Annotated in this window: 11 protein-coding genes; 9 read left to right on the forward strand and 2 right to left on the reverse strand. The window is 64.4% G+C overall.

Annotation, left to right across the window (positions count from 1 at the left end; genetic code table 11):
* Positions 1-86: 86 nt before the first annotated feature.
* Complete coding sequence (locus tag BI344_RS00460) at positions 87-1043, reverse strand: LysR family transcriptional regulator (RefSeq protein WP_095210764.1); 957 nt, start codon at positions 1041-1043, stop codon at positions 87-89.
* A gap of 98 nt (positions 1044-1141) precedes the next feature.
* Here BI344_RS00460 and BI344_RS00465 point away from each other — a divergent pair, with 98 nt between their 5' ends.
* The 9 genes from BI344_RS00465 to BI344_RS00505 all read left to right on the forward strand — a co-directional run bounded on the left by BI344_RS00465 (position 1142) and on the right by BI344_RS00505 (position 14165).
* The gene (locus tag BI344_RS00465; protein WP_071111019.1) at positions 1142-2470 is read left to right on the forward strand and encodes a D-serine ammonia-lyase; all 1329 of its coding nucleotides are present in this window, start codon (positions 1142-1144) and stop codon (positions 2468-2470) included.
* A 142-nt stretch (positions 2471-2612) separates the two neighbouring features.
* Positions 2613-3230 (forward strand): TetR/AcrR family transcriptional regulator, encoded by a 618-nt coding sequence (locus BI344_RS00470; protein ID WP_071111020.1) that lies wholly within the window; start codon positions 2613-2615, stop codon positions 3228-3230.
* 77 nt (positions 3231-3307) lie between these two features.
* Positions 3308-4048, forward strand: coding sequence for an NADPH-dependent oxidoreductase (locus tag BI344_RS00475; protein WP_071111021.1), 741 nt, complete (start codon positions 3308-3310; stop codon positions 4046-4048).
* 30 nt (positions 4049-4078) lie between these two features.
* The gene (gene nemA / locus BI344_RS00480; protein ID WP_071111022.1) at positions 4079-5173 is read left to right on the forward strand and encodes an alkene reductase; all 1095 of its coding nucleotides are present in this window, start codon (positions 4079-4081) and stop codon (positions 5171-5173) included.
* Between the two features lie 381 nt (positions 5174-5554).
* Entirely contained in the window at positions 5555-6043 is a 489-nt protein-coding gene (locus tag BI344_RS24660; protein WP_071111024.1) for an amidase family protein, read from the forward strand.
* Between the two features lie 256 nt (positions 6044-6299).
* Entirely contained in the window at positions 6300-6431 is a 132-nt protein-coding gene (locus BI344_RS25700) for a hypothetical protein (protein ID WP_275637133.1), read from the forward strand.
* Positions 6428-8494 (forward strand): prolyl oligopeptidase family serine peptidase, encoded by a 2067-nt coding sequence (locus tag BI344_RS00495; RefSeq protein WP_071111025.1) that lies wholly within the window; start codon positions 6428-6430, stop codon positions 8492-8494. Before BI344_RS25700 ends, BI344_RS00495 begins: the two co-directional genes overlap by 4 nt.
* Before the next feature lie 233 nt (positions 8495-8727).
* Entirely contained in the window at positions 8728-13230 is a 4503-nt protein-coding gene (locus tag BI344_RS00500) for a PAS domain S-box protein (protein ID WP_083370008.1), read from the forward strand.
* Positions 13227-14165 carry a GGDEF domain-containing response regulator gene (locus tag BI344_RS00505; RefSeq protein WP_071111027.1) on the forward strand — a complete coding sequence of 313 codons (939 nt, stop codon included), beginning with the start codon at positions 13227-13229 and terminating at the stop codon, positions 14163-14165. The genes BI344_RS00500 and BI344_RS00505 overlap by 4 nt, the downstream gene beginning before the upstream one ends.
* Here BI344_RS00505 and BI344_RS00510 read toward each other — a convergent pair.
* Positions 14162-15331, reverse strand: a complete 1170-nt coding sequence (locus BI344_RS00510; RefSeq protein ID WP_071111028.1) for a PP2C family protein-serine/threonine phosphatase — start codon at positions 15329-15331, stop codon at positions 14162-14164. The two genes, BI344_RS00505 and BI344_RS00510, sit on opposite strands and share 4 nt — an antisense overlap.
* Between the last annotated feature and the right edge of the window lie 194 nt (positions 15332-15525).

Below are 15525 nucleotides of genomic sequence, written 5' to 3' on the forward strand. Positions count from 1 at the left end.
TCATGTTACACCGTAACATATAAATGTTATAACATAACAAATATTTCGCCAAGTCTATCCGAACCCAGGCCCCCACCGCCCGACGGTCACGCTTCCGGTAAAGCTTGGCTTCCAGGCCACAACGCCTGTCTGCGTTCGGCGTCGAAGCGTTTGCAGACAGCCGTCATCCAGTCCGTGAATACTCGGGTCTCCCGCCGCAAGGGATCGCGGCTGAGCAGCATGTAGCGCGCCGGCGACGCCACCCACCGGCCAAACACGTCCACCAGCCTGCCGCTCCGCAGCTCATCCCACACCAGCGCGCTGCGCGCCATCGCCACGCCCTGGTGATTCAACGCCATGCCGAGAGCCAGGCTGGACAGGTTGAACTGCGCGCCGCCCAGCATCGGCAGCCAGTCTGGCCGCTCCGCCGCCAGCCACACGCGCCATTCGGCAAAATCCCCGGCTCCGGCCCATGGCGAGGCGTCGTGCAGCATCGCGACGCCTGCGATGGATTCGCCGGCGGCGAAGGCCGGATGGCTCGCCAGGTAGGCGGGCGTGGCCACCGGCATCATGTATTCGTCCAACAGCGGCCGGGCTTGCGCGATGGCGCAGCACGCGGTGTCGTAGCGGATCGAAATGTCCGCGCCCCCCGGCCCCTCCGCCAGGCCGTCCCACGCCTGGAATTCGGCCAGCATGCGCAGCGGCGCGTCCGGCGCCAGGCGCTGAAACTCGGTCAGTCGCGGCATCAGCCAGCACAGCGCGAAGGAAGGCACGCAGCTGAGCCGCAACGGCGCGGCGTCAGCGCCCAAGCGCGCCAGCGTCCGCTCGATCTCGTCCAGCGACCGGGCCACGGTCTGCAGCAGCACGGTCCCCTTCTCCGTCAGCGACAGCGCGCGCCGGCCACGCAGGAACAGCCGGTATCCCAGGCGGTCTTCCAGATTGCGGATCTGCTGGCTCACCGCGCCCTGAGTGAGATGCAGCTCTTGCGCCGCCCGGGTGAAGTTGAGCAGGCGCCCGGCGGCTTCGAAGCTTTTCAGCGCGCCGAGCACGGAGGAATCGAGCATTGGCATTAGCCTGGCTAATGATAGAAGCAGCAATTATCGCTTCCCGCCCGCCGCTTGTCCTTATAGGATTTGCCGGTATCCCACTCTCCGCCGCCGCCATGAGCCAGCACCTTCCTAGCCCGCTATCCGCCAGACTTCTGTCCAAACAGGCCATGCTATGGCTGAACGACAATGCGGGATCCGCCCCCGTGCCGCCGCAGCCGGCGCCTTCCGACATAGAGTCCGCCCGCGCCAGGCTGCAACGCTGCCGGGGGCTGCTGGCGAAACTATTTCCGCAGCTGGCCGGCAACGGCGGCGCCATCGAGTCGCCGCTGCTGCCGCTGGCGAGCCTGCAGCAGGCCCAAGGCAGCGACGCCGCGCGAGAAGGCATGTGGCTGCTCAAGGCCGACCACGCGCTGCCGGTGGCAGGCTCGATCAAGGCTCGCGGCGGCTTTCACGAGGTATTGGCGCTGGCGGAATCCATCGCCCAGCGCCACGGCCTGCTGGACGAAGCCGGCGACCGCGCCGCGCTGGCCTCGCCCGCCGCGCGCGAATGCTTCTCCCATCATGCGGTGATGGTCGGCAGCACCGGCAATCTGGGCATGAGCATAGGATTGATCGCCGCGGCATTGGGATTCCGCGCCGTGGTCCACATGTCGGTGGACGCGAAAGCATGGAAGAAGGAGCGGCTGCGCCGCCACGGCGTGCAAGTGGTGGAACACGCTGGCGACTATGCGCAGGCGGTGGCCGCCGGCCGCTCCGCCGCCCTGGCCGACCCGACGACCCACTTCGTCGATGACGAACACTCGCTGGAACTGTTCCTGGGCTACGCCACCGCTGCCCGGGAACTGGCGGACCAATTGCAGCAGGCCGGCCGCATGGTGGATGCGGCACACCCACTGTTCGTCTACCTGCCCTGCGGCGTCGGCGGCGCGCCCGGCGGCATCGCCTTGGGACTGAAAACCTTGTTCGGCGAACATGTGCATTGCTTCTTCGCCGAGCCGGCCGCCGCGCCCTGCATGCTAGTGCAACTGGCGGCGGGGCTGGGCGCGCCGGTGTCAGTCTACGACATCGGCCTGGACAATCGCACCGAGGCGGACGGGCTGGCGGTGGGTCTGGCCTCCCCGCTGGTCAGTCCCTTGATGGCCAGCCTGCTCTCCGGCGTGTTTACCGTGGAAGACAGGCAGCTGTTCGCCGCGCTGCTCAGCCTGTTCGAAGCCGAAGGCATCGAGCTGGAGCCCTCCGCGGCCGCCGGTCTGCCCGGCCCGGCCTGGATCTGCCGCTCGGAAACCGGCCGCGCCTATCTGGATCGCAACGGACTGGGCCATCTGCTTGCCAACGCCACCCATGTCGTCTGGTCCACCGGTGGTTCGCTGGTGCCGGCCGCCGAACACGTACGCTTCCGTGCCGAAGGCCGCCGACTGCGGGGGGATGCCCAGCCCGAATGAGAAGGCCAAGCAGGTGGCGAGCGCGCGCAAACAGGCAAATCTGGCCGCCATCGCCGCATGCTTGTCTGCTTTGCGCAACATTCCGCCCGAAGAAATGATCAACTGCCTTGAAACTAGACGACTGGTCTAGTAGTATCAATCCATGTCACGAGCCAATCACACCGCCGATACCCGTGAGCACCTGCTTGCCACAGGAGAAGAAATCATTCTGGGCAAGGGCTTTGCCGCTGTCGGCCTGGCGGAAATCCTGTCCAGCGCCGGCGTGCCCAAGGGGTCGTTCTACCATTACTTCCAGTCCAAGGAAGGCTATGGCGTGGAGATGCTGCGTCGTTATTTCCTCAACTACGACGAACAGCTGCTTGTACTGCTGCGCCCGGAAACAGGCCCGGCCCGCGACGCCCTGCTCAAATATTTCGATGGCTGGGTGAACAAGCACCGCTGCGATGCGCAAAGCCATACCTGCCTGGCGGTGAAACTGGCCGCCGAGGTATCCGACCTGTCCGAGCCGATGCGCGAGGCGCTGGCGGAAGGCATGGCCCGGGTGATGGCGCGGCTGGCCGATGCCATCCGCCGCGGCCAGCAGGAAGGCAGCCTGTGCGTTCATCTGCCGGCGGACGAACTGGCCGCCAGCCTATACAGCCTGTGGGTGGGAAGCGCCCTGCTGTACAAGGTGCAACGTTCCGGCCAACCGATGCTCAATGCGCTGAAGCTGACCGAAGCCATGTTGAAGATACCGTCCGCAGTCAGCTGCGGCGGCTAATCCCCTGAATGCCCGCTGCGCGCAGCGGGTTTTGTTGACACAAAAACTAGACGACTGGTCTACTAAATGGAGTTGTCATGAACGAAACCTTGCAACTGATGCAGCAACACCGCAGCGTGCGCAGCTACCAGGACAAGCCCATCGCCGCCGAAACGCTGGACGCGGTGCTGGACGCCGCCTGGAAAGGCCCCACCTCCATCAACGGCCAGCAGGTCTCGCTGGTAGTGGTGCGAGACGCCGAACGCCGCCAGCGCATCGCCGAGATCGCCGGCGGCCAGCCCTGGATCGCCCAAGCGCCGGTATTCGTCGCCGTGGTGATCGACTTCCACAAGACCCGCCTGGGCGTGGAAATGGCCGGCGCCGAGCAGGTGATACACAACAGCGTGGAGGCGTTCGCCGTCGGCGCGGTCGATGCCGGCATCGCGCTGGGCAATATGATGACCGCCGCCCACGCCGCCGGCCTGGGCGTGGTGCCGATCGGCGGCATCCGCCGCGATCCGCAGGCGATGATTGAACTGCTGCAGCTGCCGGAGCTGACCTTCCCGTTGGTGGGACTGGTGCTGGGCCACACCGATCAGGACGGCGAGCAAAAGCCGCGCCTGCCGCGCGCCAGTTTCGTCCACACCGAGCATTACCAGGCCGAAGGCCTCGCCGGCCACATCGCCGACTATGATCGGATCCTGCAGCGCCACTGGCAGGACATTGGCCGCGGCGACGGCGAAGCGTGGACCAGCAATACCGCCCGCTACTACCGCCAGGTGTACTTCCCCCAGGTGGCGCCGGCCGCGCGCCGCCAGGGCTTCGGATTCGAGCAGTAAGCCATCACCCCATTCTTTGAGGACCAAGACATGCAAGCCGACAAACTGTTCACGCCGCTGCAAATGGGCGCCGTCACCCTGGCCAACCGCGTGGCGATGGCGCCGCTGACCCGCCTGCGCAACATCGAGCCGGGCGACGTGCCGGGCCCGCTGGCCAAGGAATACTACCGTCAGCGCGCCAGCGCCGGCCTGATCGTGGCCGAAGGCACCCACATCTCCGCCACCGCCAAGGGCTATGCCGGCGCGCCCGGCATCTACAGCGAAGAGCAGGTGAGGGCCTGGAGCGAAGTCACCGCGGCCGTGCATCGGGACGGCGGCAAGATCGCGCTGCAGCTGTGGCACACCGGCCGCATTTCGCACCGTTCGCTGCAGCCTAACGGCGACGCGCCGGTGGGCCCGTCCGCCATCCAGGCCGACAGCCGCACCAATATCCGCGCCGCCGACGGCAGCCTGGTGCGCGAACAGTGCGACACCCCGCGCGCGCTGGAGATCGAGGAAATCGACGACATCCTGGAAGACTACCGCCGCGCCACCGACAACGCGCGCCGCGCCGGCTTCGACCTGGTGGAAATCCACGGCGCCCACGGCTATCTGCTGGACCAGTTCCTGTCGCCGCAAGCCAATGTCCGCACCGACCAGTACGGCGGCAGCGTGGAAAACCGCGCCCGCTTCCTGCTAGAGGTCGTGGACGCGGTGGTGGCGGAATGGGACGCCGGCCATGTCGGCATCCGCATCTCGCCGCTGGGCATCTTCAACGGCGTGTCCAACACCGACCAGTTGGAAATGGCGCTGTACCTGGCAGAACAGCTGGCCAAGCGCAAGCTGGCCTTCCTGCACATTTCCGAACCGGACTGGGCCGGCGGCCCGGCGCTGGACGACGCCTTCCGCGCCGAACTGCGCCAGCGCTACCCGGGCGTGATCGTCGGCGCCGGCGGCTACACCGCGGAGAAGGCCGAAACGTTGCTGAAGAAAGGCTATATCGACGCTGCCGCCTTCGGCCGCAGCTACATCGCCAACCCCGACCTGGTGGAGCGGCTGAAACGCAATGCGCCGCTTAACCCTCCCAAGCCGGAAACCTTCTACGGCGGCGGCGCGGAAGGCTATACCGACTACCCCGCGCTATAAGCTACTCTCCAGCCCCGCCGATCCGCGGGGCTTTTTCATTGCGCCGCGACGCTCTCCCCAGGCTACGCCTTCGCCCGCTGTAGAACAGCTCGACCGCGGCGTATCCGGACTCAAGCCGACGCGCGGCCGTGTTTCCGATGGACCCGCGCAGGACGAGGCGATCAATCGCCTGGCCGCGCAGCTGGACGTGAGCCGTTCGGTGCGCGACAACGCCGCGCTCGTCGACGCGGTGCACGGAGCGGACTGCGCAGGGCCTTTCTCCATCTCAAGGCCCGCTGGCGGTTATCTTTCGCAAATCGGCGCCGACCCTGGCAATCTGCGCATCGGCGTCATGCCCCATTCCTGGGACGGAAAGCGCACCGCGGCATCCATCCCTCGGCCATGTCATGGAAGAAGCGAGCTTCCCTTGGCGCCAGTTCGGCGCTGTCGGCCGTCAACATCGCCGCCCGGGTTGACGACATGGCGGCCGCGATGGAACGCAAGGTCGATCTGGCGACGCTAAAGCCGCAGACGCTCGTGGTTTATCGAACGGGACGCGAAATCCGTGGAACCGAAATAGTGCGGGCGCTCGATCTGCGCAATGCGGTCGCCCGTAGCGTTGCGGCGTTCTTCACGCGCTACGACCTGCTTTTGACGCCGACGTTGCCGGATCTGGCCCCTGCCTATGCAGTTGGCGCGGAAACGATGGACGGCCAGCAGTGGACCGAGCGGGTGATGGGCAGTTCGCCTTTCACTCCGGTCTTCAACGCGTCCGGATCGCCGGCCATGTCGGTTCCGCTTTTTCAGGACGCGGCATCGGGTTTGCCGGTCGGCATGCAGTTCGTCGCGCCGGGCGGGCGGGAGGATGCGCTGTTCCGGATAGCCGGCTAGCTGGAGCGGAGCTTGCCGCGGGAAGACCGCAGACCCACAGTATGGGCGGGGGAGAATGAGCCTCGCCAATGGCGTAACAGGGGAGCGGCGGCGTTCAGCAAGCCGCTATCCCATTCCGCCAGCCAGGCGGGAGCCTGCTCAAACGTGACAGGGCCATGCCCGGCCACCGCACACCACGCCGGCATCGGAAGTCTCTGGGCGTAGCCATCAAGGCATATACCAAGCAAGAGGCAGGGAGAACCGTCGCGGCGCGGTGATGACAGTAGGATTTGAAACGCGCTACAGTCTGGGACTGGCCGCCGCCGCAAGCGGCTCGCCGCGACAACAGGACGCGCTGCACGCCGGCTCCGCCGGCGGCAAGGGCTCCGCACTCAGGAGAACATCATGAAGACCAAATTGCTCGCCGCCGCTCTGATGCTGGCCGCGCAATGCCATGCGGCCGACGACCCCTATCTGTGGCTGGAGGCCGTACAAGGCCAGGATGCCCTGCAATGGGTACACCAGCAAAATGCCACCACCAGCAAAGAAGTGGAACACTGGCAGGATTTCCAGCCCTTGAAACAGGACATCCTGTCCATTCTCAACTCCGGCGCGCGCATCCCCGGCATCGAGAAGATAGGCGACCGCTACTACAACTTCTGGCGCGACGCAGAACATCCGCGCGGCCTGTGGCGCAGCAGCACGCTGGACGAATACCGCAAGGCCAGCCCGGCCTGGGAGACCGTGCTGGACCTGGACAAGTTGGCCAAGGATGAAAAGGAAAACTGGGTATGGCAAGGCGCCGACTGCGTCAAGCCGCAGCAAGACCGCTGCCTGCTCCGCCTGAGCCGCGGCGGCGGCGACGCCGCGGTGGTGAGGGAGTTCGACCTGGCCGGCAAGCGCTTCGTCGGCGACGGTTTCCTGGTGCCGGAAGCCAAGAGCGAAGTCAACTGGAAAGACCGCGACACGCTGTATGTCAGCACCGATTTCGGCAAGGACACGCTGACCGACTCCGGCTACCCGCGCATCGTCAAGGAATGGAAGCGCGGCCAGCCGCTGAGCGCCGCCCGCACCCTGTTCGAGGGAAAGCGCACCGACATCTCGGTCAACGCCAGCCATATCGACACCGCCGGCCATCACTACGACCTGATCAGCCAGGGCACCAGCTTCTTCAGCAATGACACCTATCTGAAGCAGGGCGAACAGTGGCAGAAGCTGGACAAGCCCGGCCACGTGGAGGCCGGCTTCTACGGCCCCTGGCTGCTGCTGAAACCCCGCCAGGACTGGAAAGTGGCCGGCCGCCGCTGGAAGTCCGGCAGCCTGCTGGCGATACGCGCGGACGACTACCAGCAGGGCAAGCGCGACTTCACCCCGCTGTTCCAACCCACCGCCACCACCTCGCTGTCCAGCAACGCCAGCACCCGCAACGCGCTGATCCTGACCGTGCTGGACAACGTCAAGAGCCGGCTGGTGGAATGGAAAGTGGTGGACGGCAAATGGCAATCGCGCCAAGTGACCGCGCCAGGCTATGGCAGCATAGACGTCAGCCCGGTGGACAACGACAGCTCCGACGACTACTTCTTCACCTTCACCGACTTCCTGACGCCGACCACGCTGTCGCTGGCCCATGCCGGCAGCGACGCGCGCGAGCTGCTGAAACAGCAGCCGGCCTTCTTCGACGCCAGCCGCTACCAGATCAAGCAGTTCTTCGCCCGCTCCGATGACGGCACCAAAGTGCCCTATTTCGTGGTGGCGCGCAAAGACCTGAAACTGAACGGCAAGAACCCCACCCTGCTCTACGGCTACGGCGGCTTTGAAGTGTCGATGACGCCCTACTACAGCGGCACTTTGGGCAAGGCGTGGCTGGAGAAGGGCGGCGTCTACGCGCTGGGCAATATCCGCGGCGGCGGCGAATACGGCCCGGCCTGGCACGAGGCGGCGCGCAAGCAGCATCGGCAAAAAGCCTACGACGACTTCTCGTCGATCGCCAGGGATCTCGCGCGCCGCGGCATCGCCGACGCGCATCATCTGGGCATCAAAGGCGGCAGCAACGGCGGCTTGCTGATGGGCGTGATGCTGACCAAGTACCCGCAGCTGTTCAACGCCATTGTCTGCCAGGTGCCGCTGCTGGACATGAAGCGCTTCAACAAGCTGCTGGCCGGCGCCAGCTGGATGGATGAATACGGCAATCCGGACAAGCCTTCCGACTGGGCCTATATCCGCAAGTACTCGCCGTACCAGAACATCCGCCGGGGCACACCGTATCCGGCCACGCTGTTCGTCACCTCGACGCTGGACGACCGCGTCCACCCCGGCCACGCCCGCAAGATGTTCGCCGCCATGAAGCAGATCGGCGCCGACGTCCGCTATTACGAGCGCACCGAGGGCGGCCACGGCGCGGCGGCCAACCACGACGAGGAAGCGCGCATCGCCGCGATGGAATACGCCTTCCTGTGGAAACAGCTGCGCTGACTCCGCTTACAACCCCGCCGCGGCGGGGTTTTTTCTGCTTGCAGCCGGCGGCAGGCCTAGGAGAGACCGATGCAATTTGAATGACCTGCAGCAGCTCCTATAATGAAGCACAAGGCCCCCCCAGGGGGCCTGCACCTCCTTGATCCCTCTTCAGGAGCGGCAACTTGCCCATTCCCCGTCCCCACATCTGGTCACGGCCTGAGTTGCGCCTCGCCATAGCATTTATCTGCACGATGATAGTCGTCACAACCGTAGTCGTTTTGCAGACCGGATTACACCAGCGCCAGCAATTGCTTGCCACCTACCAGATACGCCTGGGCTATGTGATCCACACCCGCAACGTCATGCTGAGAAACCAATTCGACCAGTTGGCGCGCGATGTGCGCTTCCTCAGTTCCACGCCGCCGGTTTCCGGCATGGTCCGCGCCAGCGAGCATGGCGGCGTCGACCCGCAGGAAAGCTCCACAATGGCGGCCTGGAACGCGCGCCTAACCTCCATTTTCAGCGCCTTCCTCACCGCCAACCCGGAATTCTCGTCCATCCGCTTCATCGGCGTCGCCAACGGCGGGCAAGAACTGGTGCGGGCGCAACGCAATGCGCAGGGCCAGGTGGAAACCGCCTCGGCCAAGCAGCTGGCACCACACGGCAACCGCGACTACATGCGGGAAACCGTCAAGCTGCGGCCTGGACAGATATATTTCTCCGACATCAACTTGGGCTCTACGCACGGCAAACCGGCCAGCACCGGCGCGATCCCCACCATCCGCGTAGCCACGCCGATCCACGATCAGAACGGCAAGGTGTTCGGCATCGTGATCATCAACTTCAACGCGCGCAATCTGCTGGACTCGCTATTCCAGAGCATTCCGGTTGAACTGAAGCTCTACATCACCAACCAGGACGGCGACTATCTGGCCCAGCCGGACGCCAACCGCGTCTTCGGCTTTGTGAAGAAACAGCAATGGCGCTGGCAAGACGACTTCCATCCGGCCGCCGCCAAACCGGAACAGCTGGAAGACCTGCAGACTTACACATCGCCTCACGGCACCGCCTATGTCCGTTCGATAGATATCCCGTTCAACTCCGACTTTCCCAATCATTACGCCACCGTGCACGCGGTGCTGCAAGACCAGGATGTCGCCCGCATGGTGGACACCACCCGCCGCGCCACGCTGGCCACCACGCTCGGCATCTTTCTGCTGATAGGCGCCATATCCTCGCTTTACCTGAGAAAATACCGCCAAGCCAGCGCCAGGCAGGCGGAGCTGGCCGCCATCGTGGAAAGCTCTCACGACGCGATCATCGGCAAGACCCTGGATGGAACCATCACCAGCTGGAACAAGGGCGCGGAAAAGCTGTTCGGTTTTTCCGCCCAGGAAGCCATAGGACAGAAGCTGACCCAGCTGATCATTCCGGCGGAAGTCATGGCGGAAGAGGAGGCGTTGACGGAACAAGTCCGCAAGGGCAGCGCCATCATCAGCATGAACAGCATCAACCGCACCCGCAGCGGCCAGTGGATGGATGTGGCCATCACCATGTCGCCGATTCTGGGCAGCCACAAACAGGTGATAGGCATTGCCAAGACCATACGGGACATCAGCCGGCAGAAGGCGGCCGAGAAACAGATCCTGGAATTGAACGCCTCCCTGGAGCAGCAGGTGGAGGAGCGCACCGCGCAGATCCGCATCTACTCCGCGCTGCAGAACGCCATCCTGGCCAATGCCGGCTATGCCATCATCGCCACCGACCCGGAAGGCCTGATCACCCTGTTCAATCCGGCGGCCGAACGCATGCTGGGATACCGGTCGGAGGACATGTTGGGCCAGCAGTCCTTGACGCGCTTCCATAGCAAGAGCGAATTGGCCGCCCGGGCCGCCATGCTGTCCCAGGAATTGCAAGAAAACGTGGCCGCCGGCTTCGACGCCATCGTAGCCAAGTCAAGGCACGGCCAGTTCAACGAAAGCCAGTGGACCTATACCCGCCGCGACGGCAGCCTGCTGCCGGTGCTGCTGACGGTCTCCACGCTGGAAAACGAGGTCGGCACCATCACCGGCTACCTGGGCATCGCATCGGACATCACTCAGCGCGAGCAGGACAGGCGCGAGCTGGAGTCCGCGCGCGACCAGTTGGAGAAGGCCGCCGAAGTGGCCGAGCTGGGCATTTGGAACTGGAAGATAGACAGCGATACGCTGGAGTGGAACGACCGGATGTTCGAAATATACGACATCCCCAAATCTTTCAAGGCATTCGGCCTGTACTACAATCACTGGCGCTCGCGCGTCCATCCGGACGACATCGAGATGGCGGAGCTCAAGCTGCAAGGCGCGCTGGAAGGAACCGACGTCTACAACCCCATCTTCCGCATCGTCCGGCAGGACGGCGAAGTCCGCTACGTGCAGGCCGCCGCGCTGATCGAATACGAAGCCAGCGGCAAGCCCCGCCGCATGCTGGGCATCAACCGCGACGTCACCCTGCAACGCCAGCAGGAAGACTGGCTGCTGGCGGCCAAAGCCGCCGCGGACAGCGCCAGCCGCGCCAAGTCGGAGTTTCTGGCCAATATGAGCCATGAAATCCGCACGCCGATGAACGCCATCCTCGGCATGCTGCAACTGCTGCAGCAGACCGGCCTGAACATGCGCCAAGCCGACTACACCGAGAAAGCCAGCACCGCGGCGCGCACGCTGCTGGCCATTCTCAACGACATCCTAGACTTCTCGCGGGTGGAGGCCGGCAAGCTGACGCTGGACCCCCATGCTTTCAGCCTGGACAAGCTGCTGCGCGACATCGGTGTGATCCTGTCCTCCAATGTGGGCAGCAAGGATGTCGAAATCCTGTTCGACATCGATCCCGAGCTGCCCAACTGGATCATCGGCGACGCCCTGCGCCTGCAGCAGATCCTGATCAACCTGTCAGGCAATGCCATCAAGTTCACCGAGCACGGCGAAGTGGTATTGTCGGCCCGGCTGCTGCACCAGGAAGGCAAGTTGATGAGAATCGCCTTCGCCGTGCGCGACACGGGCATAGGCATCTCGCCGGAACAGTGCCAGCGCATCTTCGAAGGCTTTTCACAGGCGGAGACCTCCACCGCGCGCCGCTATGGCGGCTCGGGCCTGGGCCTGGCCATCAGCCAGCGCCTGGTCAGCCTGATGGGCGGCCAACTTGATGTGAAAAGCACGCAGGGACAAGGCAGCACTTTCAGCTTCACCATCGAATGCGACAGGGCGGAAAGCGCATCGTCCCCCCCGGAGGCCAGCCGCATCTCGCTGCAGAGCCTGCGCTGCCTGGTGATCGAGGACAACGACACCGCGCGCGAAGCGCAAGGCGCCATCCTGAGCTCTTTCGGCTGGCAGGTGGACGTCGCCCGCAGCGGCGAGGAAGCGCTGGAAATGGTAGCGGAAGGCGGCCCGGAAAGGGACTACAACATCATCCTGATAGACTGGCGTATGCCTGGCATGGACGGCTGGGAAACCTGCAACCATCTGCGGCAGATGCAAAGCGGCAAGCACACGCCGGTGATCGTGATGGTCACCGCCTATGGACGCGAACTGTTTGCCCAGAGGCAGAAGCTGAATCCCGGCATCTTCGACAGCCTGCTGATCAAGCCGATCACCGCCTCCATGCTGTTCGACGCGGTGGCAGACGCCCACGCCAACCATGGCCAACCCACCCCGCAACCCAGCCGCCCAGCGGATCTCGAGCCCCGGCTGAACGGACTTCACCTGCTGCTGGTGGAGGATAACCTTACCAACCAGCAGGTCGCCCGCGAACTGCTGAACAATGAAGGCGCGCAGGTGGATGTGGCCGATTGCGGACAGGCGGCGCTGCTTGCCATGCAGAAAGCCTCCCCCTTATACGACCTGGTGCTGATGGACATCCAAATGCCCGATATGGACGGCTACACCGTCACCAGGCTGATCCGCGCCAGCTTCTCCGCCGAGCAACTGCCCATCATCGCCATGACCGCCAATGTGATGCCGGCCGACCGCGAAGCCGCGCTGACGGCAGGCATGAACGATCACGTCGGCAAACCTTTTGACCTGACCCAACTGGTGGAAGTCATCCTGCACCACACCAGCCGCCAATCGGCTCCGCCGATGGCCCCGTCGCCTCCGCCGCAGGCGACGGCGGGCGGTAATCGGGTGATGAACAGCCAGGCGGCCATCCCGCGCTTCGGCGGCAATCTTGAAATCTACCGCCACACCCTGCTCAGTTTCTGCGATGAAATCCACTCGCTGCTGGCCAATCTGTCAAACGCGCGGCAACAGCAGCAGCGGGACCAGGCCGTGCAAGCCCTGCACACGCTGAAGGGCCTGGCCGCCACCGTCGGCGCCGAAGAGTTGGCCGGACTGGCCGCCGCGGAGGAAAAAGCCATGCGCGATCCCGCCCAGCCTTGGCCGGAAGACTTTTCGCCGCTGCAAGAGGCTGCGCAGCGCGCGGAGGCTGCCGCCCGGCTTGAGGCTCAGCAGCTGCCGCTCGCCGCCGTGGAAACAAACTCGGACGCCCCGACCGAACAGGACGCCGAAGACCTGCAGATCGGCCTGGTCGGCCTGCGGCACATGCTGAGCATGTCCAATCTGGACGCGATGAACGTTTTCGACCAGCTGAGGCAGCAATACTATCGCGTCATGCCGAATGAGTTCGACCAGCTCAACGACGCCATCATGAAAATGAACTTCGCGGCAGCCGCCAGCCTGTGCGCGGAGATCCTGCAACGGCAGAAGGTAGACCAGTCATGAACGACGACATCCCCTCCCCGACATCCGGCAGCCAAGGCTGCCGCCGCGGCCGGATACTGATAGTGGACGACCAGCCGACCAATATCGTGGTCGCCCACCAGATATTGCACCCGCTGCATGAGGTTTTCATGGCCACCAACGGCGAGCAGGCCATCGCCTTCTGTCAGAACACGCCGCCCGATCTGCTGTTGCTGGACGTGGAGATGCCGGGGATGAACGGCATGGAGGTATGCCGGCTGTTGAAACAGTGGCCGGACACTCGGGACATCCCGGTCATCTTCGTGACCGGACTCCAGAGCCAGGAGCAGGAAATGGCCTGCTGGGAGGCCGGCGCCGTGGACTTCGTCACCAAGCCGGTCACGCCGGCGACGCTGCGCAACCGGGTCCATGCCCATCTCACGCTGAAATTCCAGGCCGACCAGTTGCGGGAGCTGGCCTTCACCGACAGTCTGACCGGCATCGCCAACCGGCGCCTGTTCAATGAAAGGCTGGACCGTGAATGGCGGCATTGCCAGCGCCACCGCGCCAGCCTGGCCCTGATCCTGTCCGACATCGACCATTTCAAGAAATACAACGACCGCTACGGCAACCTGTCGGGAGACGAATGTCTGCAACAGGTGGCGCACACCTTGCAACTGCAGCTGAACCGGCCCTATGACCTGGCGGCGCGCCTGGGCGGAGAGGAGTTTGCCTGTCTGCTGCCGGAAACCAGCCTGGCGGGTGCCGTCTCCGTGGCTATCAAGATGGAAGCGGCGATCCGCGCCTTGCATATCGAACATGCCGACTCGGCGGCCGCCGATGTCGTCACCCTCAGCTTGGGCGTGGCCACCGTCGAACCGGACGCCGACAACAACAGCCAGCACCTGATTCAACTGGCCGACGATCAGCTCTATCTGGCCAAGAAAACCGGCCGCGCGCGCGTTTGCGCCGTTTAGCCGCCCGGCGGCTGCTCGGCCGCCGCGTGGCGGATCACCAGCAGGGAAATATCGTCGCTCGCCGCGTCGCCATGCATATGCGCCTTGACCGCTTCCAGAACGCCCTCGCCAATCCGGGCGGGCCAGCCCCTGCCCACCGCCTCCACCACCCCCGGCAAACCGAACATCACGCCGTTGCCGTCCTTCGCCTCGGTGATGCCGTCCGAACTCACCACCAGCACCTGCGACGGCTGCCAATCAAGCGACTGCATCGAATCGTCGAACGCCTCGGCCGGCAAAATGCCCAATGGCGGATGGGTGGAGTTGCAGCTGGCGGCCACTTCGGCCCGCTCGTTGAACAGCAGTACGCATGGCACGCCGCCATTCCAGATGCTAACCCGCACGCCGTCCGGATCGATGGCGATCAGCGCCGCCGCCACAAAGCGCCCTCCCGGCAGCAGGCGGTGCAACTTCTGGTTGACCCCTCTGGCGATCTCGGCCATGCCGCAGCCCGCCTGGGTCATTTCATAGAAACAGTCGATCGCCGGCAAGGCGCTGATGGCCGCCGTCAGGCCGTGGCCAGTGCAGTCGGCCAGCATGATGTGCTCTCCGCCGGACGGCGGCTGGCAAATGATGATCAGGTCGCCATTGAAACCGGCTGCCGGGCTGAGATACTGCCAGACGTGGTCCGGCCTGGAGGTGCGCTGGCCTATCAGCCGCTCGATCAGCTCCAGCGCCAGCTGCTGCTCGACCTCGTTCTCGCGATAGTATTTCTCCAGCCGCACCGCATCCTGATTGATCTGGTTCTGCATTTCGGCGATGCGCAGGAAGACATGGATCTTGGCAGACAGCAGATCGAAGCTCACCGGCTTGGCCAGATAGTCGTCACCGCCCGACTTCAGCCCTCCCACCACGCTTTCCAATTCGTTCAGGCTGGTGAGAAAGATGATGGGCACCCAATGCTCGCCAAACATCCGGCGCAGCTCGGCGGTTGCCTGCAGGCCGTCCATTTCCGGCATGATGACATCCATCAGGATCAAATCCGGCACCTTGTCCCTGCAATAGGCCACCGCTTCCAATCCATTCTTAGCCGCCACGCATTGATAGCCCAGCTCCATGACAAACTGCTCGATGAAGTACCGGTTGGTGGCGCTATCCTCTACCAGCAAAATGGTCGTCGACGACATCGCTCCCTCTAGCCCATGTATGCTGCCGGTCGGCATGACATTGCGGCCTGGCCGTTAAGCCGGGCCGTCACCCGAACCCTGCCCTTGTCAATAGCATAGCCCACTATCGGCCGCCGCTGCGGCACATAATAGACCAGCCATCCCGCCCCGGCCTAGCCGATACGCCATCTGCGCCGCAATGCAAACATCCCCGA

The sequence above is a fragment of the Chromobacterium sphagni genome, from assembly GCF_001855555.1.
Classification (GTDB): domain Bacteria; phylum Pseudomonadota; class Gammaproteobacteria; order Burkholderiales; family Chromobacteriaceae; genus Chromobacterium; species Chromobacterium sphagni.